The sequence below is a fragment of the Geomonas sp. Red276 genome (assembly GCF_054784495.1).
Genome location: NZ_BLXW01000016.1, coordinates 102,618 through 124,252, shown reverse-complemented (window position 1 = coordinate 124,252; position 21,635 = coordinate 102,618). Strand labels below are relative to the sequence as shown.

Below are 21,635 nucleotides of genomic sequence, written 5' to 3'. Positions count from 1 at the left end.
TACCGCTTTAACCGTCGTTTCGATCTTGCTGCTATGCTTCCCCGCCTCGCTGCTGCCGCTGCCCGGACTGGCAGCCGACCAGAGCGGTGGTTACGCCTAGCGGAAGATTGGCGCTAATCAGGTAATCTTATGGGCGTCCCCTTGGGTTTTGTGATGCCGGAATGCGACGCTAGCAATTCAAGTTGATGTCGACCGCAAAAGTAAAGCGGCGCAGGGGAGTAAGCCGCCTACGCCGCTTTACTCTTGCAAGGGTGCACAGGGGGGGCCGGATGGGTACCGTTCGCAAATATCGAATATCAAGCACATCCCTGACGCGGTCCTTTCACTGACGTGCGAAGGTCTTGAGATACAGGACGAGGGATGCCATCTCCGGCGAGTGTTTTGGCAGGGGAGTGCCGGACAGGGGGTTCTCGATGCAACCGTTGATGATCGATACGAGCCGTTCATCACCGTAGGTTGCTGCTTTGGCTAAGTTTTTCCCTTTGGGGTGACAGGTAGCGCAGCTTTTTCCATTAGTCCCGAGTTGCGTGCTGTTAAAGAGTTCCTCTCCCCGCCGCACTGAGATGTCTTCCGCAGCGGCAACGGCCGTCACCAAAGCCAGAAACGCTGTCAGAATCAAGGCCCCTTTCATTTTTCCCTCCACTGTCATGCCCGTTTCCCTATAACTTTCTCTTAGAATTTTGCTGGCAGAGGACCAATCAATGTTAGCTGTAGCAGGCATCTTGTCAACGTACGTGGTCCCATCCACTATGCCACCATCAGCCGTATTCTGTCGAAAAACGAGAAAACCAGATAAGCTAGACCTGTCGCCCCGACTTTCCGACATATTCGTACGAATGTTCATCAAACAAGACCTGACCCAGGCGTCTCACCGCGCTGGGCGAAATTGGCAAAACCTGGCGAAGAAGGCGGGGAAAACGGGGGTGTGCTTACTGAGGAGGGAATGCGGGAAGGAGTCCGACCGTCGTTATCGGTGGAGCAGTTTGTTCCCTTTATCGGTAAGTCGGTACTTTTGCAAGCGGCTGTTGGACTTGTCCGGAACGGTCATTTCCACCAACCCCTCTGAGAGCGCGGGAAGGAGGTAGCGCTCCCGAAACGATTTACGGTCCTGCAGGGCGAGGGCGTTTTGAAGCTCCTCGCGGCTCATCTCTCCGCGCATGACGCCCAGCAACTGCTCGACTTGGGGGGTGACTTGGGGGGTGACTTGGGGGGTGACTTGGGGGGTCGCACTGTTTATGGTATCCAGGATCATGGCGAGAATGAACTCGATAAACGGAGCCGAATCGGTCCGATTCGTGCTTTCCTGGATCGCTTTATAATATTCGGCTTGGTGTTCGTAAATCAGGCTCTCTACTGGGACATCGGCAAAAAGCGGATTCCAGTAGGCGAGAATCACGCTCTGCCACAACCTTCCCATACGACCGTTACCGTCGGCGAAGGGATGAATAAACTCGAACTCGTAGTGAAAAATCGAGCTGCTCACCAATGGATGAGCGTCAGTAGTTTGCAGCCAGCCGAAAAGATCTCCCATAAGAGTGGGAACTCGTTCCGCCGGGGGAGCCATGTGGATGACTTTATTGCCGGCCATAACCCCTACCCCACCCTGACGATAATGACCGGCGTCATCTATAAGCCCAGCCATGAGGATGCCATGAGCCTCTAGGAGCGCGGATTCCTCGTCGGGCATCCAGGTCTCGAAGCGATCATAGGCGTCCAGTGCGTTACGTACCTCCTGCACCTCCCGGGGGGGAGCAATTACCTTTTTACCTTCAAGAATGGCAGTAATTTGCGCCTCGCTAAGGGTGTTACCTTCGATAGCAAGGGATCCGTGTATGGTGCGGATTCGGTTGGCGCGACGTAGGCGGAGCGCTTTGGCTTGGTCGGTGAGAACGGTCAGGCGGCCGACGGCCTCGCTGATTCTCGCGACCAGATTGAGAATCGACGGGGTTATCGTGTAGGGGGGATGATACTCGCTTCTTTTCACGCGCACCTCCTTAGATGCGGTGACCGCGGCAGAATGACGTGTGAAAAAGGGCCACGGATTTCCGTGGCCCTCTTATTTCTAGTGGCGTCCCCGAGACGATTCGAACGAGACACCCTTGTCCCTGGCGACGAAGCGACGTATCCGGTTGAATCTATTAGCTTTCCACGTTCATAAGTATTGTAATAGCCTGGAGCCTCTTAGCTCCCGATCTGCTGCCTTTATACCCAGTTTTATACCTAACTTCAAGCATTATCTTCGCTATATTGTTGAGACCTTGGCTCCTCTAGCGCCTCCACAGCTTGTACCAACTTCGTAGGTGAAAGATGAGCGTACCTTTCGGTGATCTGTATCGAGCTATGCCCTAACAGCTCCTTGACCACGTATAGGTCCACCCCACCATTGACCAACCTACTTGCGCAGGTATGCCGTAAGCTATGCGGCACGAACTCCTTGTCCCTTGACAGCCCCATCTCTGCCCTGACCCACTGCCACGCTCGTTCTGCCTCATCTACTGACACCGTGAAAGGCTTATCTCTCCCTGTCTCCTGGCGTTGCTCCATGATCGTTCTGACTCTCTTGGTCATCGGTAGCGAACGTGGCCTATCCCCCTTATTTATCCATATGCTGATAAGGTTGTTCGAAAAGCTCACGTCTTCGTACCGGAGGTTCAGCAACTCTGAAAGTCGCATCCCGGTATCTAAAAGAACGATCACCATGTCTGCGGCATCTTGATAGTAACCCTTCTTCCCCTTGCTGACAGACTCACGTAGCAGTTCTATCACCCGTAGCTCCTCATCTTTCGATAGCACACGTATCCTTCCGGTCTTCTCCTTCCGTAGCTTAATGAAGTCTGCCTGTAGCCTGTGGTGCTTCAGGATCGTTTTCAAGGGGGCGAGGTATCTGTTGATGGTGGAAGGTTCGACACCTGTGGACTCAAGCTTCCGTACAAGTCTTTCAACGGCATCATCCCCTATAGACTGTAGGGTCACGTTTCCCATGTGTTCCACGAGCTTAACAGCTCTCCTGTAGCTCCCGTATCCATCCTTGTTGCTCTTCCACTTGGTCTCGTAGGTCTGATCTATAGCATCTGATAACGATAACTTAGCAGCCTTCTGTTGGGTTGTAGCTCCCGAAAGTATCTTAGCCCTCTCGGCGGTTTCAACAGCCCTGGCTTCTCTCTTCGTAGTCTTCCCCGTACTTTTAAACACCCTTTCACCATTGATAACAAAATCCATCACGAAAACCTTGCCTCTCTTGTAAACACTCATCTGTTTCTCCTTTCGCTACTAAGATATGTTACTTCTAGCAAAAAGAAAAAAAGGCACGCTGTGATAGCCGTGCCTTGTGTAAGTGGTCATGTTAATCTTTTATGCAACGTCTTTCAGCGGTAGCTCTTTCTGTATCCTCTTCCAGTTCTTGATGTGTCTCCATATACCTGACGCTACAACCCCGTATTTCTCAGATAACTGGCTTACTGTGGCTTCCTTAGCGTAGTACGCCCTACAGATGTCATGCTTGTCCCTCGCTGATAGTTTGTAATGCTTGTTGAGGCCCATATCGCAGGCATGTTGATGGTTCTCAAGCCTTGTAACCCATTCCAAGTTATCAAATCTACTGTTAGTCTTGTCTCCATCTATGTGATTCACCTGTGGTTTTTCATCTGGGTTCGGTATGAAAGCCTCAGCTACGAGTACATGTATGTTTCTCCATACAGGTTTGGTTCCGTCATAGAGACAGACCCTCTGATACCCTGCATCTTTCCTGTCACACTTTATCGGTATATACCGTGTTTCCTTGCTACACCATCTCCATAGTCCTCCCATGTTTGATACAACATAACGTGCTCCATATCCGTTTACAATCTTGACCACTTCGCCTTCAAGCAGCTCTCTTCCGTATAGTCTAATCTTTGATTCCATAGCAAATCTCCATTAAGAATGTTGTAGCCAGTGTTTCTGGCCCTACATGTTAATAACGGGACTTGCATTTCTTAAGATGTGCAACAGAAAGGACTCGGGGTTCTCCTGTCAGAAACAGCAAAGGGGCCGAAGCCCCTTCCTGTAAAGTGTGATTGTCAGTAGTGATTACAGTCGGTGATAACGTGTCTTGCTCTGGTGGTCAGGCTTACCGAGTCGGATATACAGCATCTTCATCAGCATCTCCCCGCACGACTGACACATGAGACTAAGCGCACTATCCTTCGCCGGGATGAACACCTCTCTTGTCACGTCAACCCTACCGAACCTAAGAGCATGGGCGGTCTCATTACTTCTCAGCATCTTGTTGCAGTACTCGCATCGCATACATCCCCCTCCTATATCAGGTAGTCGATCAGCTTCAGGACCATCGTTTCAGGTAACAGTTCCTCCCAGGTCTTACCGAGAACCCTTACTATCTCCTGGTGGGTGTGGAGAAACACGGTGTTGATCGGGTCACTTTCGGGAGCCATGAAGCATTGCAGTCCGATGTAGCCTCGGTCTTGGTTTATTGAGAGTGCGTAGATTGCGACCCCTTGGGTCATGACGTATATCCTGTCGGCGGTAGCCCCCTGAAGGTGGAAGGCGTTATCATTGTGGGTCAGCACCAGGGCACCGACATAAGCTCCCTCGTCCCTGTTAATGGTATGGACCCTGATGGTCGGGTTGGTAATCTGTTGCATGTGACCTCCTTAAAAGCAGAAAGAGACAGGACCATTGATGGTCGCTGCCCCTTCTCGTAGCTGGTATGTATGTGGGTTAGTCTTCGGTGTCTTCTTCGGAGGATCGTGAGAGGATAAAATCGGCGGATTTTTGCCCCTGACTCGCGGCCATAACAAGGAGCTTCTTGTCGTTCTTCAGTGCCTTCAGCCACCCCTGGATATACGCCGCACTGTTAACAATGGTCTTCTGCTCGATACCAGCGACACAGGAGAGATAGGAAGCACCCAGTTCGGCGCACATTTCTTCACGGCTGTACTCGTGTGATCCGAAGAGGTTGAGGTCCATGATACCCTTCCGCCCTAACCTACTGGCATGACCCGTGGAGTGGATCAGTTCGTGATATAAAGTGGCGTACATCTCCTCTGGTGATTCGAAAGCTTCCGGTACTGGCATCTTCACTCTGTCCCACCTGGGCGAGTAGGAGGCTTCATTGCCACCGTGCTTTATCTCTGGTCTGTGGGGCATGTTGGTGATGATCTGCTGGGCCTTCTCAATAGGGGTGAAGGTAATGATGGTGGTCTCGGTGGTCGGTGGTGAAGGTATGCCGTCAATCTGGTCCAGGTTGAAGACGTTGTAGTAACGGAGTAAGGGAACCTTACCCTTGCCGTTGGTCTCATCGGTATCGGCATCTTCCGAGTCCTTCTTGTCCACCCACCTCCAGAAGACTACCGGTGTTGACCTCTCTCCCTTACGGACGTGACCACCCTTGTCCTGGCACTGCTTGAAGGTCATCCAGTATGGGCTACCGAAAGGGCTGTTAGCCAAGAGCCACACGTTGATGCCACGATACGCCTTCTTGCTGACCATATTCCTCGGGGTGTTGGTCTCTACGTTCCACGTCTTCCTCCAGGGGATTGTCCCCTGTTCCAATAGCTCCATGATCCTTTGATTTACAACGTCATACGTCTTACACATAGCTCTGTTCTCCTCTCCAGTTAGGTTCCATCTCGTCAGATGGGTCTTGCAGTCAGACTGCTAACGGAAAAGGGAAATAAAAAAAGCCACATCCGATATGGACATGGCTTCGATGAAACATGCTTGTATGGGGCTAGGAAGCCCCCCCCGGGGTTGCAAATAGTCGTTTGGGACTCCTACCTTCTCACTGCATCCTGGCTACATGTGCCGCAGAGACTTTCTAGTATGGCGGCCAGAACTCTGTTACCCCCCCCACCCCTTTTTCTGTCGGGTTCTCACGCATGAAGGCTCTATATATACGAGACAAGTATTTTTGAATTGTAAACAGGACTACATATCAGAAACCATATGTCAGGCTTTCATATTTACCCCTGTAGGCTTATGTTTTATAGATTCGAATGGGATAGTGTGGCTTTAGCAGATTAACCATAGATCGTGCTATCTTAGAAGGTTTAGTAAAACAGGATGTACAATACGAGAGGGACTCCGATTATAATAGATAAGCATCCCAAGCAACCGCCTTGTCCCTCCTTAGTAAACATCCCAACGACAATGAAAAGCCCAATGAACAAAAATCCAGGCCAAGCCACAGGCAAAGACATGAAGAATGCAGACAACATCTTGCCTATCAGAATCGGCATAATACCTCATGAGGATAGTGTAGATCCACTGAGTAGTGAGCGGTGCACAGCCTTGTGGACAACTAAGACAACCTACTTTTTAGGAGGAAAACAATCATCAAAAAGTCCAAGCCAAAAACATATTACGAAACATCCCATAAATACCATCAATGCAAAACATATGAACCAGAACATAAAGCCTCCTATTGTATCGCACTCACGCTAACGCGATCTGAGCACCTACCATCCACATATTAAGACCACGCAGCCACACCACACATTAGACATAACCCTTTAGAATTTGGAGCAATACCGCCACAACGCTGTCATCGGGCAAGACCTTTGAAACCTACATATACCACTCTCGATTAGTGATTTCAAGTCATATCATTTCAATTTTGGTTACATGGCTTACACCTACTCACAGTTGTATTCTCGGCGCAAGGAGAGTGCGCTATGGGTGACGTGGTTGGGTCCAAAGAGATAGGCTTAAAGATCAAGATATTAAGACAGCAGGCAGGTCTGTCACAGGAGAAGCTTGCAGAGATGGTGGGCGTTACCTTTCAGCAGGTCCAGAAGTACGAGAACGGACAGACCTCTCTCAGTGTATCCAGGCTACAGCTCATTGCCGAGGCTTTGAAGGTGTCAGTTACGGAGTTCTTCAATGGGGAGACATCTGAGTATCATGTGAGACTTACAGTTGAAGAGGAGGAGTTGCTACAGGCTTTCAGGAGGGTTAAGAATGGGGAGTTACGGGGATGCATATTGAAGCTGGTGGGGAATGTAAACAAAAGAGTGAAGTAGACTGCTATTGGCATCAATTTTATACTATATTGCAATCAAACTTACTATCAGTATGTATAGGTAATTTCAGAACTGTATTTGGTGTAAAAGTAGTAAACCACCTTGTACAATAACTCTGTCAGGTTTTGCCAACAGCTAATACTTGTATTTGTTTTAACCAAATCTTCGTAATCCTCTTGATGAACACATTCGTTTCGTATTTTGTAAAGTCGTCTTCCAAGGGCTCTCATACTTTCTTCGTCATCTGCAATCACTATTCCTGACAGCGCACTGAGCCCGTTTAACTCCATATCATGAATCACACTAAAAGGCAGAATCGAAAAAAGTTTTGTTATTGAATCAACTTCTCTTTCTCTCCAACCAACATTGTGACATATTTTTGCCAACTCCACTGCATTACACGGCGATTTACTGTTTTGCTTCAACTCAACCATCCATGGAAGGTAATAAATAGCCTCTATGCATCTGTAGATTTCCAAAAAGCAATGCTTCCAATGAACTGATGTTAGAGATAGGTATATATTTTCAGGGTTAATGTTGCTTAAACCAGACAATGACTCGGCGCAAGTTAAAACATTATCCGTAACCAACACAGAGCGGAAATTCTTATTGCTTAAGGCTAGCCTTGCAGTTATGTACCAATCAGACTTTTCTAAATACAAAGAATCATTAGGAATTTTAAAAAATAGCAACTCATTATATACCATCTTAACATCGTCTATATCATGTCCAGCATAGCCTTGAGCGAATTCTACATCACTCAAGTTCAGCATTTCAACAATAGCTTCTGCGCTTAGATATGGTTTAATCTTATATATATCCTTTAGCTGATGACAAAGAAACAAAAAATAACACGCTTCAAATTCACATAAAGCCAAGTCATCGTTTTCAAAAATTGATATGATATGCCCTTTGTCATCGTTTGAAATATTGTCTACAGATACAGCTAGGTACGTCTCTCCTTCGCAGGTAAATCTAACTATAAAATCACCATTATGAAGCTGTACTGCACCACCATCCAAAATTTCAAGAGAATGGAGCCTCCTAATTTGGGTGACGAGTTCTTCTGGAGGCAAAGGTGCTGTCTTAAGCACTGCAAGTGACCGATTCAGCTTTGTTGTTCCGACAATAGGAGCAAAAACTGCCTTCATGTAATCATCAAATCTCAACTTAGCCATCAACGTGCCATCCAGCATGGTGCAAAATCTTGGAGCCGCTCAGCATTATTAAACAAAGCCAAAAAAGATCGCTTAAAAAAGTCACGTTCAAATCTACCTACTTGTCCACTCTTAGTATTCAGCTTTTCCTCCAACAACTCTACTTGCAGGAATGAAGTTAACTCTTCTTTAGGCAAGGCATTAATAACAGCCAACAGCCTATGTAACTTATCTCGTAACACACTCAACTTTCCAGGGATACTTGGCCAATCAATAGGAAAGCCCGGTTCATCAAACAGGTAAATTGACATTGCGCTACAGAACCCAACCATAGCGGGAAAACTTCCAAAGATGTCTTTGCCTGAAGAAATCCTATTAAGCCTTTCCTTTAGTTCATCTTCGGGTTGATAGCGTGACACAGAATCATCCAACTCCGTAAGCAGCTTCAATGTTTCAGAGAAGTAGGATAAAAACTCACGATGAGCTGTCGATTCTATCATATCTAATCGCGCAAAATCTTCAGCGATTTTATCTTTTAGATCCAGTTCTGTCTTTCTAGATGAAAACAACAACAACAGCTCTACTAACTTCTCACTCTGATATTGTCCAGCTTTTGTTCTCCTGCGAGCCGGATCTTCCTTTGTAAATATTTCCACCTTGCCAGCCAAATCTTCTTTAATTTTATGTATAAATGGACTGTATATTGTGTCAAGTTGCCTACCGACTTCCCAAGGAACTTGCCCAGTGTTCAGCACCAACATTCTGTAAATTAAACTATTTATATCGTTAGACACCCAGAATTCAACTCTAATCTCCCTGTCGATTACAGCAGGCTTCAATTCGATTGCTTCTAACAAAGCGGTTGTTCTTTGCATTCCATCAATTACCGATACTCTATCTATGTAATCTTTACCTATAACATTTAGCAACTCATCCACATCTAAAGCCGAGAGTATTTTAGTCATATCCAGATCTTTAACCATAACTCCAAGCACAATTGGTGGCAAAACTGCACCATTTTGTATATCATTAACCATTCTCTTTCGAATTGTGATGGCTGTTTTAGTCTTCAAAGGAGCACGTTGGCCCGGCAATCCACCCTTATCTTCGTAAACCTTACTTACCAGGTCAATATATTTAGCAATAGGCATAACCGACATTATAGAAGTACAACTAACCCTTTCATCATTAAGCTTATGAAACATGACAGCCCCCCCAGGTATTGTGGTCATATATCACTACACAGACAGTAATGCTTTAAATGCTGTTGTGGCATACCCTATGCCATTACAAAAGCATTCTAATCAGGCGACCTAAATGCTTATGCTAGCACACCCTGAACTGGTCAAAAAAGGTTTGGTCCACCTCATACACGACCTGCGGAATCACACCCAGCTTTACAGACTCGAACATCGACACCAGCTTTTCACCATCTACTAGCTCTATCGGAGGAGCCCCCTCACGGTTAGCTTCCCTTATTGCGTCAGTACTAAAAGTGCCAGTAGTTAGAATGATGCCTTTATCAGCTCTACCAATCATCGCATTTCTAAAGTCACCAACTTCAGCCCGAGAAACAGTACCCTTATAGCGTTTACACTGGAAAAGAACCTTAAAACTCACAAAGGGATTAATCTGAAGAATCCCAATACCATCTATTCCTTCGTCATGCGGTTTGCCAGTGACGGTAACCTTCTCAAAGCCTGACTCATGCAGTAGTCTCTTACATACAAGCTCAAACCCCTTTGGCGACAACCCACGAAGGACCATCAGCAGATCCTCTTTTGCAACCGACTCAGGTGGGACCTCTGTTATTATTTCATCCTGGACCTTATCATCATTCGTGACATCATCAACGGCCTTATGTCTAGATTTTGAGTGAATCTCCACCCACTTTTTGAATAGCTTTCGACCATCCTGCTCGGACACCTGAGCCTTCCACCCCTTCGGGGTTAATGTCCAAACACCCCGACGGGAACTATCTAGTAGTCCTTCCCATACAAGATATTGCCTAGCCCATTGGACCTGATTATGGAATCTCTGTTGACCAGACTTAAGCGTCTCTTCCCTTTGCTCATCAGATAAGCCAAGGTTATCAGCGATCCAATCAGAGACCTCTTTCGGCCTGGCAGAACCACCCACTGACCTAAGACAGTCAAGTAGTGGCCCCATCCATTTCACAAACTCGCTTTGTTTCTTTTCTTGTTTACCCATGGCGTAATGCAGCCTTTCGTCATTGTTCAGGTAAGGTCCCTCATGTAGCTAGGATCCGTAGTTGCCTTATATCATACAGCCAAGTCAAATGAAACAACATTCACATCTCACGGCTTCCATATTTGCCTTACAAGCCGACTTTCCAGCCAGCCCCACCCATACCTATACCATCCCAACTCAGCGTTGAAATTTACTTTAAAAAGTGTATATTCGCATATCATCTCATTTCCGCATGGAGGGTGCTCAATGACTGCCGAGACCAAAGCTACCACCTACAGGAAGGGCAAGATCCACGATCTCAGCCTTGATCTGCTTCACAGAGATGTTGAACAGCCCCGCAAGCACTTTGATGAGTCTGAGCTTGATGCTCTCAAGAAGTCCATAAAGGATAAAGGGTTGCTGTACCCTGTCCTTTTTCGTGTAGATGATGAGGGTAACAACATCCTAGTCTCTGGAGAGAGAAGGCTTCGGGCCTACAGGTCCTTGGGTAGAGATACCATCCCTGCGATGAGGATCGACAGCGACCGATATGACGAGGTAGCACTGATAGACAACATTCAAAGGGTGGACCTTCACCCCATAGACGAGGCTGAAGCTGTCAACAATCTCAAGACCAAGTACGGCTATACCCAGGATCAGTTAGGGAACCTGGTTGGGAAGGCTCAGAACACTGTCAGCGAGATTTTGGCCCTAATGGGTCTGTCAGATGATATACGTGAGGATGCAAGAGGCAGGAAGGAACTTAGCAGGTCCGCTCTACTCAGTATCGCTAAGATCAAGAGACCTACATCACAGAGGAAGGCTTACGATGCTCTTGTTGCCTCTTTAGGTATGCCTAAGAAGGATATCAAGAGGCCTAGGCTGACAGTTACCAAGAAGACCATCACTGCTACAGATAACACTCTCAAGTGCCTCAAGAGTATAGACCTTAACACCCTGGGAGAGGACAGGGAGATGGTGGTCTCCAAGCTACAGGTTTTATTGCAAGAGATACAGAATAAGCTTGACAGTATAGGTGGTTAGGTTATATCGGCGCACCGATACTCCTTGGTATCACCAAAGGCCTTTCAACAAGTCCTTGCCGTTTTTCAATTACACAAGAAGATCGCAAAAGGGCTAGTATGAACTCGATAAAGATCATCTATATTGCTGCATTGGAACCCGAAGACCTAAGACACCAGAGTCCGTTCCAAGGTTTTTCGCTCAATAACTATGAAGCCCTTCCGTTTTATTACAAATGCCTTTCCTTACCCCAGAACTTATTTGAATTTTCCAGTTCTAGAGAAATTACTATATTACAAAGAATTCAAGGCATCAGCTCAGTCAATATCCTCCCTCTTAGCAAGGAATACTTAAAGGCTTATGTTTCAAGTGCCGTAAGCCCATTTGGATGTTTTTTCAGTACGGAAGAATCATTTTCAGAAGTCTGTGAGGTCATTGAATCGCAACAACTACCTTTTTTACATGTATCTATGAATAAAACTGACAAATCTATCGGAATAGACGCGTTCAATTTGGAATACATACGAAGATATGTCCTAGATACTATTCAGATTTTACATAATAATGGAATCACTCACTTTGATCATATGCTTGAGTCTATCCGAAGGAAGAGAAAATGGTCTGTTGCGAAGATTGATATTCGACGAAGAGACCATTTATGCACCTTACCAAACGAATCTGTTTTGGATTCTTTTGGGTATAAATTCAAAGCTACGAAACCTTTACTAGCTGGCCCTGACAAGCAATATATTAATGCGATTACGGTCTTAGCCAATTCTATTAGAAAGGAAAAAAAACGAGTCTTAAAAAAGTATCAACAACTTTTACCTGATGTTACAAACTTAATCTTAACATCCACTTCTTTATTTCATCACTGGTACAAATATAGACATCAAATCGACTCTAACAATAAAGAGCTTAGCGCTGCCTTTAAACTATTTATTCGTCAACATTCAAAACAGCATAAGTTTTCTTTTGATACCAACAAAGAAGAAATGGAGTACATGCTTGGCAGTAAGGAGTGGCAATATTTCACCACAATGAGAAAAAAAGAAATTACATTGTACACAACTGCTCTTGCAATTAAGGCATGCAGCGACTTTTCGCCTGTGCTGCGATTACCGCCCATTGTAAACACCCTTCACGCTGACCTTCAGAGATTAGCTGCTTGTTCAAGAGGCAACTCAAGTCATAAGAAATTCAAGCTAAATAAACTGTACAAGGAAGTTGCAAAGAAGCTCTCAAACGTTGTAGATGCCGAATACATTAAAGTAATCAATGGAACAACAGGACACATCAAGATAGTATCAGACTCTCCATTAGAATGGTTAAGAATTGACGGGCTTCCTTTAATGTTACGGAACTCTGCCAGCAGGATTCCCACAACCCCAGGTAATCTATTTTTTGCTAAAATGGTTCAAAATTTCCCGTTAGTTGTTCCAGTGTCTGCGTTCAGTGAAGTCCTCATCATAAGATCGTTCCATGCAAACGACCTTCTAAAAAAGAGCTTGACTGACGCAGTTAATCTTTTTACTTCCGTGGCTTCGCAAACTACTCTCACTTTGAGATTTGTTGATGTCTCTTGTAAGCAGGATTTTATTGATGCACTAAACAGCTATAATGGTGCGTTGATGATCTATGATGGACACGGTAAACATGACAAGGAGACTGGCGTTGGTGGTCTGGTAATTGGAGATGAAGTTATTGACGTTTGGAGCCTAAAGGGAGAAGTGAGAATCCCTCCCATTGTGATACTGAGTGCATGTGATACCCATCCAATTGATGCTTCTCATGCGACTACAGCCAATGGTTTTATTAGAGTTGGTGCCTTGACAGTATTGTCAACGGTACTACCGGTTTCTGGATTTGAATCAGCGCGATTCATAGGCAGACTCATTTATCGAATAGCTGAGTATCTACCACTATATACTAACACAATTGACAAGCCCATCAGATGGAACACCGTCATAACCGGGATGCAAAGAATGGTCTATGTCACCGAGCTCATTTACCATATCAACACTAACCTCATGATCCCTATAGCTGACGAATTAAGGAAAAAAATAGGACAGGAGGCTAATAACTTTATCAACAGTAATTCGCCATACTGGTATGAACAAACTTTGGATTTCGTCTCAGATTTACTTTATATGAGTCGTAGCAATCTGACTGAACGCTTAGAGGAGCAACCTATGTTTTCAGAAACATTAAAATACCTGCAAATAGGAAGCCCAGAAAATATTCTAATTAGTAATAAAAGCCTAGATGGCATAATAATGTAACGGAGGTTCCCACAGCGCGGCATCACGGCTTCTGTAAATGCCTTACCAGCAGGAGTTTATCGACAGAGACAGCCTGCGGTATGGGTTTTCTTAATTCAGGATTCGTAACGCTAGTTGATCTTAGTCCTGCAGACAGCAGCATCACTATCTGTATGCGGCAGGAACCGATGCTGGGGTTGAACACTCTCTGCAATGGGTCCCATACCTTTGATTGCCTCCTCTGTTCATGTCCCGCAACAATAATCTCAGGTAGACCACTGCACCTATGCGGTCTCCTCCCACGCCTTTCCCGCGAGAATTTCGCGTATCGGGCCTAGCACCTCGGCTCGCAGCCCCCCTCCGAATCAACAGCTTTGCAAAAATACCATAACAACATCAATAGTTTAATTGACTTGTGGGATGAGTAATGGGTGTTACCCCCGCTTGCTACGATACCTACACCAAATCTCTATCCTAATGTCCCTCTGCTACATCTTCCTGTATCTCTACTCCTGTTACTTCCTTCTTACGATACAGTACCTTTCTATACAGAATATCATACTGATACTTGTTCTTACACCACCTAAACTGTCTTCTTAACTGTTTCGATGTTACTCTCGTGTCTAATCTGTTATACGCCTCTGTTAACTGTTCTCTTGTGTATGCTGGCTTTATCAAGCCTGAAACGTTTATATTGTCTGAAGTATCCTGCTGTATCAGTCCGTGATGCCAGTGTATCGTATCAGCAGTACTCTTGAAGCCCGCTCCGAGGTACTTAGCCACCATCTTTCCGTAGGCTTGATTCATAATATCTATAGTGAATGGCCACATCATTCTCGGCACTATAAAGCTGTCGTGTACTGTCAAGATCGGAACATTCATCTTTAGGTGATGCTCTATTATATCTACAGCAATATCTGAATCTTCACGCTGTAGCCTTATACCTTCACCTGACTCTAGGAAGTCGGCTATCGGTTTGTGTCTCTCTTTAATAGCATCAAGCATCTCATATAAGCTTTCGTGCGAGGTGATACCATACTCCACACGCTTTCTGTTCAACTTCTTTATCAAGGTATCCCACGTAGCTTGGATAGCTCTCGTCTCTCCATCTGCTTCATCATCTGGTTTAGCATTTATAGCGGACATCATAACAACCTTCATTGCACTTCGGAAATCATGACCTTCAATCGTATAAGCATCGGCACCTTCATCAAGAAAGTTCGCTCCCAAGTGAGCATACAACAGCAACACATGTATTGATGAAAAATCAAGTTCTACTACTGGCTCATTGTCTATAAGAATATACTTCCTTAGTTCTTTTGGACAACCATGCCACCACGCACCATATATTCTGCCTCCATGCCTCCAGTTCTCATCGTTAAAGACCCGGTAGACGCCCTTTCTCGAAAGATCAATCTTGTACTCACGTATCCCTGCCTCTCGTAGTTCTTCATCTGTAGCAAGCTCATCATCAAGATCAATATACGATCTCTGCAACAGGTTGTTATACTTGGTTAGGATTTTCGCAGATCTTTCAACATCTCTTGGAGCTGTGAACTCCTTGATATCTCTAGCGACATCATTCTCATCCTTCTCACTACGGAACTTGATGACCGTTTCATTCGGATGCCTTGATATCATTGACAACTTTACTTTATGCTTAACCATCAGCCGCACGAGCTTCTTCTTGGCTCTGATTCTGTTGGTGTATCCAGCGTAAGGTTTATTAGTAACAGGATCTCGGTAGCAGGTTGCATCTACGTGTTCAACATACTCATTGTCAATGAGACCATTCATCACTTTGACAATGCCACGATGGCCAATCGCTATACTTGCATACCTACTATTAGCACCATACCTGTTCTTGTCCCTTGCACAGCAAATATACTGAGTAGGATCACTTCTCCAACACCAATACAGATCCAACAGCAACATCATAACATAGGGACGTAAGCGCTTATCATTGAAGCCAAGCTCTCTGTATAAACACTCACATGCCACGATGACGTTTTTGTGATTGCTGTATCTATATGGATCAAACAGTCTTGAGTTCTGTAAGGGATTGTCAAGCATACCGACTCCTCGTCAATCTGTCAGACTAAAGGTACTACACCAGACACATTAAAAACCTACGTCTGATAGCCTCCTACACTGTGAGCCTCTTACATATATCAACCAAGCCTTACGGCACTCTTACAGCGATACTGTGGCTTTATGTATTATTCAACCTGCAAGTGGGTCGATAGAAATATGAACGGAACGATAATGTAAAATAAGTAAAGATAAGCGACAAACTCCTATAAATACTGGCTACTTCGACACTCGCACTACTACACCAAAGAGACAAAAAAGCCCTCAAGGCTTTGGGGTCCTCAAGGGCTTGGTGGTTATCAAGACATGGTAGGATCTAGGGAACCTCCCCTGAGTAGGTTAAACTGCGACAGGGAAGGTCTCTGCAAGCCAACCTTCCACCTTTGCCTTGGTCTCAGGGTTACCAAAGTGGCGAGCATAGGCATCCGTGTTCTGGATGTACCATTTAATCTTCTCCTGCTCATTCTCAGGCGTGCAACCATGCTTCCTGGTCTTAGCATTGACAGCGTGCCACTTTTCACCGTTGGTGTATGCCTGGTTGAGGTCTTTGGTCACGCCATCTTTTGGCGTAAGGGCTTCGACAACAGCTGCCAGCTTCTTACCAGACCGAACTTCCAGGTTAGCATCTCGTTCCGCAGCGACCTGAAAGGCGAGAAGTGCAGTTTCGACATCAGCGATAGTGGCAGTAGTGATTTTCATGTTTGCTAAGCCCCTCCTAGGGCATTTTACAGTTGCATCACGGAATCATTGGTCCCATAATGACAGTGGTTGATGTGACCCCCCAAGTGACATTGACCCCGCCCTATCGACTGTTCCCGCAGTTGATGGGGCTTTCTATTGCTGGTCTCCTCTCCAGCCTAAACGTCCAACTCTATGTAAGTCCTCACATTGCTGCTTAAACTAAGCTTCTCCTGACACTTCATCAGCAGGTCTCTCGGAATCTTCACAGCCATCTCTTCGTAGTTCTCGTATACCGAGAATCCCATGCTCTCGATATCATCTACGATATCAACAGCATAGACCAGAAACTTACCCTTCTTGGTGTAGAAAACAGTCCTCACGGTTCCGTTATCATCGGTGTCAGAGTCAACCACAGTTCCAAAGAACCGGAACTCCTGGCCGGTGAACACGTCGCTATCCCTGTTATGCTTTCCCTTAAAGACCCTCTGAGCCTCCATACTCTTCTGTTGAGCTTCATGCCGCCTTACATAGCCCTCGATCATCTCCATGAGAGCACCCGACACCTCAGGCACGATCTCCTTGAACCTCTCGTACACGACTTCCTTCTCATCAGGGATACTGAATGTCCTCTTGACCATCTGACCTCCTTTCGCCTTAAGGTGATCGGACTATAACCGGCTTCGGATTCCCTGTCAACAGAAAAGAATACAGCATAGTATTTTCAGGAATACACTACAGCCCAAGGTTACTGCCCCAGACACGTTCTCTCTGGATTTTCAGCATCTTATGACGCGCAACGGATTCCCTATCCGTTACTTTCGCTTACATTACAGATAGTTACAAAAGAGTGACGGGAATGATGACGGGATTTGAACTGCGGAATGAGGAATAAGACCACCATCAACATCTTACATCGTGGGTCTTTGACAGCGGGAAACACCGACCATGAGGATACGTCTACCAGCCCTTGTGATGAAGGACAAACAGCCTCACCGTTTGTACTGAAGAGCAAGGTGACAAGCGAAGCGCGTCAGACCATCACCACCATAGTCTCTCATGACTACAATTCCGATACCGACCACCAGGACCAACTACAACCCTCTCGGCACGATACCTGCCAATCACCACCTTCGAGACCAACAGCGTCATTACCAGAACCACCAAAATCACCAACACCACCAAGAGGGGTTCGGACAGATAAAAAAAGGTGCTTCACTTGCTAAGGCGTCGTTATAGGAAAGATTCTACCGACCACCAAGCAAGCAAAACACCCTCTCTTGCCTACGTCTTCCAAACAGGGACATCAACTCCATAGTCCAACTGCACAAGAGCCTCCAGAAGCACCTTCGGCTGATACCGCTTACCATCCTCGGTGTTATATAAAAACTTTACCCGTGGCTGGCTGATATTGCTTTTTTGTCTTGCACATTAACGTTAGCTAGTTATAATAAAAATATGCCAACCACATGACGGATCATCCGTTTATTCGACGAATGCCCTTATACCCTTACGAAAAGAGAGAATTTCAATTAATGGGAGGAATCGAAAATGGAAATTAAAATGTTAAAAGAATATCCCTGTTATTGGTGTGTGTGCCTTGGTCAAGATGGTTTATGCAAATTGGCATTCAAAAATAACGACTCGACATGCCTGAACAAGAAGCCTAAACTTAAGCGTTTCCAGTAAATATGACTGATATATTTTGAACTTTGAGTAACTCGAATTGACTTTGAGCTATTTTCATTTATATTGCTACTGAGGTGATTTATGGGAGCAATTATAGATACATTACTATTGGGTGAAGCTGAGCTCGATGTTATAAAAAATGAATATCCTACATGCATCATTACCAAACAAACAAATTCACATCATATCATACAACAATATCGCATAATTTTATCTGATGAAGATGAGGAAGATTATTACTATTTTTTACTTGAGCACTCAATAGCAATGTCGTCTATGAATTTTATTGGAAGAATTCGAAACGATAAATTATTTCGTGATAAAATGAGGTTAAAAGTATCGCACACCATTGAACGTTTAATTAATAGCAAAAAGCCGCTTTAGCCAATCCGCCATTTTTGTTTTTATAATTGCCAGTATCAGTACTTCACAGCCACTTCGATTTGGTTATTATTTATCTATACTGATATATACAAAGATTAGATAATCAATTTGGCTGGCAAACACTTTCAGTATCAATATCACTTGCCTTTGTCACAGACGATATCTATAAACGCTGCCATGGACATCAATTGTCGCTGTTATTTTGATATTGCAATGCATTTCAAGTTCTTGCAATTGCTCAATAGCGTAGTCACCTACGGCCTCTTGTAATTCATCAATCTGAAAGAACAAGGCAAGGCCCTCATCATACTCTTCATTAGACACATCATTTGACCACGCTATGAACTTTTGTCGTTCTTCTGGTGGCAGCTTGGGGGCCAATATTTCAGTCAATATAGATTTGCTTCCTGCCATTGCAGCCTCCTTTTATCAGGCAATCTCCCTCGACATCGAACCTGTTACAAGCTATCCATTTAACCAATATAACGCAATCACCGCAAGTTACAAGCCTACGGTACCCACTTCACCAATCCCTTTTTGATATCGTAACCCCAAAATCCAAATGCTGCAATGCCTCCAAGAGAACCTTGGGCTGATACCTCTTACCATAACGGCCACTGGTGATTGTGGCATGAGCATGACCCAGAATTTCAGCTATTGCAGCTTCAGAAATTCCTTTCTGCTTCAGCATGTCCGCCACGGTATGACGCATGCTGTGAAACACCTTCTTCGGATCATCTGTTACATACTCTCGGTTGTACCTCGCATACCACTTCCCGATGCCGTTCGTGTACCCGTGCAGGCGTATCAACTCCAGGTTCATCCACAATCGGGGCTGTTTAGTTTCCTTCATTTCCTCGTAGTAGCTGATCAGTCCCACCTCTATCAGCTTAGGGTGTATGGGTATCACCCTCGTACTGGCTGCATTCTTGAGCCGCTTATCACCAGCCTCGTTGATATCGAAGCACCAACTGTCATCTACCTTTACGATATCTTCGACATGCAGCTGACATATCTCGTTTAGCCGCAGTCCTGAATACAGACCAATGAGCGGCACCCAGTAGCGTTCAGGTGTCTTTGTGTCCACAGGTAAGTTTGCCACGATATTCTTGATATCACCAAGGGTGTATGCGCTTCTCTCTTCGTCTGCCCTCACCTTAGTTGCCAACTGCAAGCCGGTCGCTGGGTTCCTCGGTATCATATCCTGCTCATGGCAGTATTTCAACAGGCTACCGATCCTGGCTACATGCTTGTTGACGGATTTAACGCTTATACCTTCACCTGTGTTGGCCGTTATGCCCTCCTTCACCGACCGTCCAGGATTCCTCTTGTAGAAGTGCGGTGGCACCTTCAACAATGAGGATCTCAGGTCGATCAGCATGGGTCTGGTGATGGTTGCCACGTCAACATTGCCAAGGATATCAACCAGGAGCTTAAAGACCCCTTCTACCTCCAGCTTTGTCTTCTCTGTCCAGCCAGCCTCCTTCTCTGCGGTGTATATCTTTATCACCTCAGCCAGCCGACTCCCTGCCTTGGTCCTAGGTTCCTTTTGAACTGGCAACAAACTATGCACCACCTGCTCCACCTGTTCAGATGCAAGCGTGCCGGTACGCAACAAGGCAAAGGCATTGTTGGTCTTGAACTCATGGTTCCACAGCATCACCTTCGCTGCATGTAACTGGTTGGTTTGAAGAGACTTCTTGATAAATCGACAGGGGAACAGATGGGACAGGTCCGCAGGGACTTTTATCTTGTAGTAGAACCTGCTATTGACCTTGATGAGGTGTGTTGGATATGACAAAGCCTCTCGCTCGTTGTATACCTAGTTGTATACCTAAAGCTGAGAGGCTCTGTTTTTATGCTGCTATTACAGCTACTTACAAAGGTGGCGTCCCCGAGACGATTCGAACGTCCGACCCCTTCCTTAGGAGGGAAGTGCTCTATCCTGCTGAGCTACGGGGACACAAGTGAGACAGACTTTATAACGCAGGACGAGCTGTTTTGCAAGGGGTTTATCTGGAACAGACGACATCGGAAGGCAAATCCCCCCTGTCCCCCCTTCCGCCTTCGCCAAGGCTTCAGCGGACACGTCGCAAAGGGGGGGACGCGACGCGTGGCTCCTCTCAACGGGTTCTACGTTTTACTCCCCTTGAAGGTGGGAGGGGACGGTGGCATAATGTCCAACGTTTTTTAATCCGGATACGCGAAGGGGGTATCCATGGCGGTTGCTCATAGTCTTTACCGGGAAGCGGGGACGGTTACGGTCGATCACGCCATCTGCACGAATTGCGGGATTTGCGCCGGGATCTGCCCGGTCGAAGTGCTCCGCATGGAGAAAGGGGTGTTGACCGTCCACCCGGAAAGTAACTTCGGCTGCATCGCCTGCGGACACTGCATGATGTCCTGCCCGTCGGAATGCATCGAGGTGACCGGCCGCGGCGTTTCTCCTGCGGACCTCTTCCCGCTCCCTCCGCGCGAGGAACGGGCGGACGGCGCGGCAATGGCAGCGCTCATACGGTCACGACGGAGCGTGCGCCACTTCACCGGGGAGGTCCCCTCAAGGGAGATCCTGGAGAAGGTACTTTCCATGGCGGCGACCGGTCCCATGGGAATCCCGCCGTGGGATGTGGGGTGCGTGGTCGTCCGGGGAAGGGAACGGGTGCAGGGACTCGCGGACGAAATCCTGAAGGGGTACGAGGGGCTTTTGAAGGTGATGAGGCCGGGGCTCCTCGCTCTGTTGCGGCTGTTCATGAAGAAGCCGGCGTACGAACAGATGAGCGGCTTCATCATCCCCCTGGCGAAGGCGTACATCGACGGCAAGGCAAAGGGAAGGGATCTCCTCTTTTACGATGCACCTGCGGTAATTATCTTCCATCACTCGCCCTACGTCGATCCTTCGGAGACCATGATCGCCTGCACATACGCAATGCTTGCAGCGGAGTCGCTGGGGCTCGGGAGCACCATGATCGGCGCGGCGGCTCCTATCCTCGTTCGCAACAGGAAACTCTGCGGGGAGTTGGGGATTCCGGAGGGAAACAAGCCGGCGATCGCTTTGATTCTGGGGTATCCGGCGGTGGCCTTCAGGCGGGGAATTACCAGACACTTCTCTGCGGTCAGCTGGTTGGGGGACTGAAGGGCCT

General features: G+C 46.4%; 19 protein-coding genes, 1 tRNA gene and 2 pseudogenes. 6 read left to right on the top strand and 16 right to left on the bottom strand.

The features are described from left to right. A pseudogene (locus ACYVL5_RS12995) lies at positions 1-117 on the top strand (IS1595 family transposase); the annotation flags it as partial. 205 nt (positions 118-322) lie between these two features. Here ACYVL5_RS12995 and ACYVL5_RS12990 read toward each other — a convergent pair. The 6 genes from ACYVL5_RS12990 to ACYVL5_RS12965 form a co-directional block, all read right to left on the bottom strand. Next, a complete protein-coding gene (locus tag ACYVL5_RS12990; protein WP_460595998.1) occupies positions 323-631 on the bottom strand; it encodes a c-type cytochrome in 309 nt (102 codons plus the stop codon). A gap of 336 nt (positions 632-967) precedes the next feature. Further along, entirely contained in the window at positions 968-1,984 is a 1,017-nt protein-coding gene (locus ACYVL5_RS12985) for a Fic family protein (RefSeq protein ID WP_460595997.1), read from the bottom strand. A gap of 242 nt (positions 1,985-2,226) precedes the next feature. After that, positions 2,227-3,252: a tyrosine-type recombinase/integrase gene (locus ACYVL5_RS12980; RefSeq protein ID WP_460595996.1), complete on the bottom strand. Its 1,026-nt coding sequence runs from the start codon at positions 3,250-3,252 to the stop codon at positions 2,227-2,229. Between the two features lie 99 nt (positions 3,253-3,351). Continuing rightward, positions 3,352-3,903, bottom strand: a complete 552-nt coding sequence (locus ACYVL5_RS12975) for an HNH endonuclease signature motif containing protein (RefSeq protein WP_460595995.1) — start codon at positions 3,901-3,903, stop codon at positions 3,352-3,354. Between the two features lie 395 nt (positions 3,904-4,298). Continuing rightward, a complete protein-coding gene (locus ACYVL5_RS12970) occupies positions 4,299-4,643 on the bottom strand; it encodes a hypothetical protein (RefSeq protein ID WP_460595994.1) in 345 nt (114 codons plus the stop codon). A gap of 76 nt (positions 4,644-4,719) precedes the next feature. Then, positions 4,720-5,598, bottom strand: a complete 879-nt coding sequence (locus tag ACYVL5_RS12965; protein ID WP_460595993.1) for an ArdC family protein — start codon at positions 5,596-5,598, stop codon at positions 4,720-4,722. A gap of 1,076 nt (positions 5,599-6,674) precedes the next feature. Between ACYVL5_RS12965 and ACYVL5_RS12960 the strand changes: the two genes are divergently transcribed. Then, positions 6,675-7,022, top strand: coding sequence for a helix-turn-helix domain-containing protein (locus ACYVL5_RS12960; RefSeq protein WP_460595992.1), 348 nt, complete (start codon positions 6,675-6,677; stop codon positions 7,020-7,022). Between the two features lie 47 nt (positions 7,023-7,069). Here ACYVL5_RS12960 and ACYVL5_RS12955 read toward each other — a convergent pair whose 3' ends face one another. From ACYVL5_RS12955 to ACYVL5_RS12940, 4 genes and pseudogenes are all read right to left on the bottom strand, one after another. Beyond that, the gene (locus ACYVL5_RS12955) at positions 7,070-8,200 is read right to left on the bottom strand and encodes a hypothetical protein (protein WP_460595991.1); all 1,131 of its coding nucleotides are present in this window, start codon (positions 8,198-8,200) and stop codon (positions 7,070-7,072) included. Next, the gene (locus ACYVL5_RS12950) at positions 8,200-9,384 is read right to left on the bottom strand and encodes a hypothetical protein (protein ID WP_460595990.1); all 1,185 of its coding nucleotides are present in this window, start codon (positions 9,382-9,384) and stop codon (positions 8,200-8,202) included. Before ACYVL5_RS12950 ends, ACYVL5_RS12955 begins: the two co-directional genes overlap by 1 nt. A gap of 121 nt (positions 9,385-9,505) precedes the next feature. Next, complete coding sequence (locus ACYVL5_RS12945) at positions 9,506-10,105, bottom strand: restriction endonuclease (RefSeq protein ID WP_460596002.1); 600 nt, start codon at positions 10,103-10,105, stop codon at positions 9,506-9,508. 15 nt (positions 10,106-10,120) lie between these two features. Next, a pseudogene (locus tag ACYVL5_RS12940) lies at positions 10,121-10,348 on the bottom strand (winged helix-turn-helix domain-containing protein); the annotation flags it as partial. A gap of 288 nt (positions 10,349-10,636) precedes the next feature. Here ACYVL5_RS12940 and ACYVL5_RS12935 point away from each other — a divergent pair. Together ACYVL5_RS12935 and ACYVL5_RS12930 are read left to right on the top strand one after the other, a co-directional pair. Continuing rightward, a complete protein-coding gene (locus ACYVL5_RS12935) occupies positions 10,637-11,413 on the top strand; it encodes a ParB/RepB/Spo0J family partition protein (protein WP_460595989.1) in 777 nt (258 codons plus the stop codon). Positions 11,414-11,511: 98 nt separating this feature from the next. After that, positions 11,512-13,674: a hypothetical protein gene (locus ACYVL5_RS12930; RefSeq protein ID WP_460595988.1), complete on the top strand. Its 2,163-nt coding sequence runs from the start codon at positions 11,512-11,514 to the stop codon at positions 13,672-13,674. 453 nt (positions 13,675-14,127) lie between these two features. On the opposite strand, the gene ACYVL5_RS12925 is transcribed toward ACYVL5_RS12930, so the two are convergent. The 3 genes from ACYVL5_RS12925 to ACYVL5_RS12915 form a co-directional block, all read right to left on the bottom strand. After that, positions 14,128-15,726, bottom strand: a complete 1,599-nt coding sequence (locus ACYVL5_RS12925; protein ID WP_460595987.1) for a hypothetical protein — start codon at positions 15,724-15,726, stop codon at positions 14,128-14,130. Between the two features lie 357 nt (positions 15,727-16,083). Continuing rightward, positions 16,084-16,443: a hypothetical protein gene (locus ACYVL5_RS12920; RefSeq protein WP_460595986.1), complete on the bottom strand. Its 360-nt coding sequence runs from the start codon at positions 16,441-16,443 to the stop codon at positions 16,084-16,086. 158 nt (positions 16,444-16,601) lie between these two features. Then, a complete protein-coding gene (locus ACYVL5_RS12915) occupies positions 16,602-17,063 on the bottom strand; it encodes a hypothetical protein (protein WP_460595985.1) in 462 nt (153 codons plus the stop codon). 1,129 nt (positions 17,064-18,192) lie between these two features. Between ACYVL5_RS12915 and ACYVL5_RS12910 the strand changes: the two genes are divergently transcribed. Next, positions 18,193-18,495, top strand: a complete 303-nt coding sequence (locus ACYVL5_RS12910) for a hypothetical protein (protein ID WP_460595984.1) — start codon at positions 18,193-18,195, stop codon at positions 18,493-18,495. A 150-nt stretch (positions 18,496-18,645) separates the two neighbouring features. Here the strand turns inward: ACYVL5_RS12910 and ACYVL5_RS12905 are convergent, their stop codons facing one another. The 3 genes from ACYVL5_RS12905 to ACYVL5_RS12895 form a co-directional block, all read right to left on the bottom strand. After that, positions 18,646-18,909 carry a hypothetical protein gene (locus ACYVL5_RS12905; protein WP_460595983.1) on the bottom strand — a complete coding sequence of 88 codons (264 nt, stop codon included), beginning with the start codon at positions 18,907-18,909 and terminating at the stop codon, positions 18,646-18,648. Between the two features lie 109 nt (positions 18,910-19,018). Beyond that, entirely contained in the window at positions 19,019-20,296 is a 1,278-nt protein-coding gene (locus ACYVL5_RS12900; RefSeq protein WP_460595982.1) for a tyrosine-type recombinase/integrase, read from the bottom strand. 85 nt (positions 20,297-20,381) lie between these two features. Next, a tRNA-Arg gene (locus tag ACYVL5_RS12895) sits at positions 20,382-20,458 on the bottom strand. A gap of 255 nt (positions 20,459-20,713) precedes the next feature. Between ACYVL5_RS12895 and ACYVL5_RS12890 the strand changes: the two genes are divergently transcribed. Continuing rightward, on the top strand, positions 20,714-21,628 hold the full coding sequence (locus tag ACYVL5_RS12890) for a nitroreductase family protein (protein WP_460595981.1): 915 nt from the start codon (positions 20,714-20,716) through the stop codon (positions 21,626-21,628). The last annotated feature ends 7 nt before the right edge of the window (positions 21,629-21,635 follow it).

Bases quoted from the DNA above. Each gene is read 5' to 3' on its own strand.
- ACYVL5_RS12915 (WP_460595985.1), bottom strand. From the start codon at position 17,063: ATGGTCAAGAGGACATTCAGTATCCCTGATGAGAAGGAAGTCGTGTAC.
- ACYVL5_RS12955 (WP_460595991.1), bottom strand. From the start codon at position 8,200: ATGGCTAAGTTGAGATTTGATGATTACATGAAGGCAGTTTTTGCTCCT.
- ACYVL5_RS12975 (WP_460595995.1), bottom strand. From the start codon at position 3,903: ATGGAATCAAAGATTAGACTATACGGAAGAGAGCTGCTTGAAGGCGAA.
- ACYVL5_RS12905 (WP_460595983.1), bottom strand. From the start codon at position 18,909: ATGGCAGGAAGCAAATCTATATTGACTGAAATATTGGCCCCCAAGCTG.
- ACYVL5_RS12960 (WP_460595992.1), top strand. From the start codon at position 6,675: ATGGGTGACGTGGTTGGGTCCAAAGAGATAGGCTTAAAGATCAAGATA.
- ACYVL5_RS12980 (WP_460595996.1), bottom strand. From the start codon at position 3,252: ATGAGTGTTTACAAGAGAGGCAAGGTTTTCGTGATGGATTTTGTTATC.
- ACYVL5_RS12935 (WP_460595989.1), top strand. From the start codon at position 10,637: ATGACTGCCGAGACCAAAGCTACCACCTACAGGAAGGGCAAGATCCAC.
- ACYVL5_RS12925 (WP_460595987.1), bottom strand. From the start codon at position 15,726: ATGCTTGACAATCCCTTACAGAACTCAAGACTGTTTGATCCATATAGA.
- ACYVL5_RS12890 (WP_460595981.1), top strand. From the start codon at position 20,714: ATGGCGGTTGCTCATAGTCTTTACCGGGAAGCGGGGACGGTTACGGTC.
- ACYVL5_RS12990 (WP_460595998.1), bottom strand. From the start codon at position 631: ATGAAAGGGGCCTTGATTCTGACAGCGTTTCTGGCTTTGGTGACGGCC.
- ACYVL5_RS12970 (WP_460595994.1), bottom strand. From the start codon at position 4,643: ATGCAACAGATTACCAACCCGACCATCAGGGTCCATACCATTAACAGG.
- ACYVL5_RS12920 (WP_460595986.1), bottom strand. From the start codon at position 16,443: ATGAAAATCACTACTGCCACTATCGCTGATGTCGAAACTGCACTTCTC.
- ACYVL5_RS12930 (WP_460595988.1), top strand. From the start codon at position 11,512: ATGAACTCGATAAAGATCATCTATATTGCTGCATTGGAACCCGAAGAC.
- ACYVL5_RS12950 (WP_460595990.1), bottom strand. From the start codon at position 9,384: ATGTTTCATAAGCTTAATGATGAAAGGGTTAGTTGTACTTCTATAATG.
- ACYVL5_RS12910 (WP_460595984.1), top strand. From the start codon at position 18,193: ATGGGAGCAATTATAGATACATTACTATTGGGTGAAGCTGAGCTCGAT.
- ACYVL5_RS12965 (WP_460595993.1), bottom strand. From the start codon at position 5,598: ATGTGTAAGACGTATGACGTTGTAAATCAAAGGATCATGGAGCTATTG.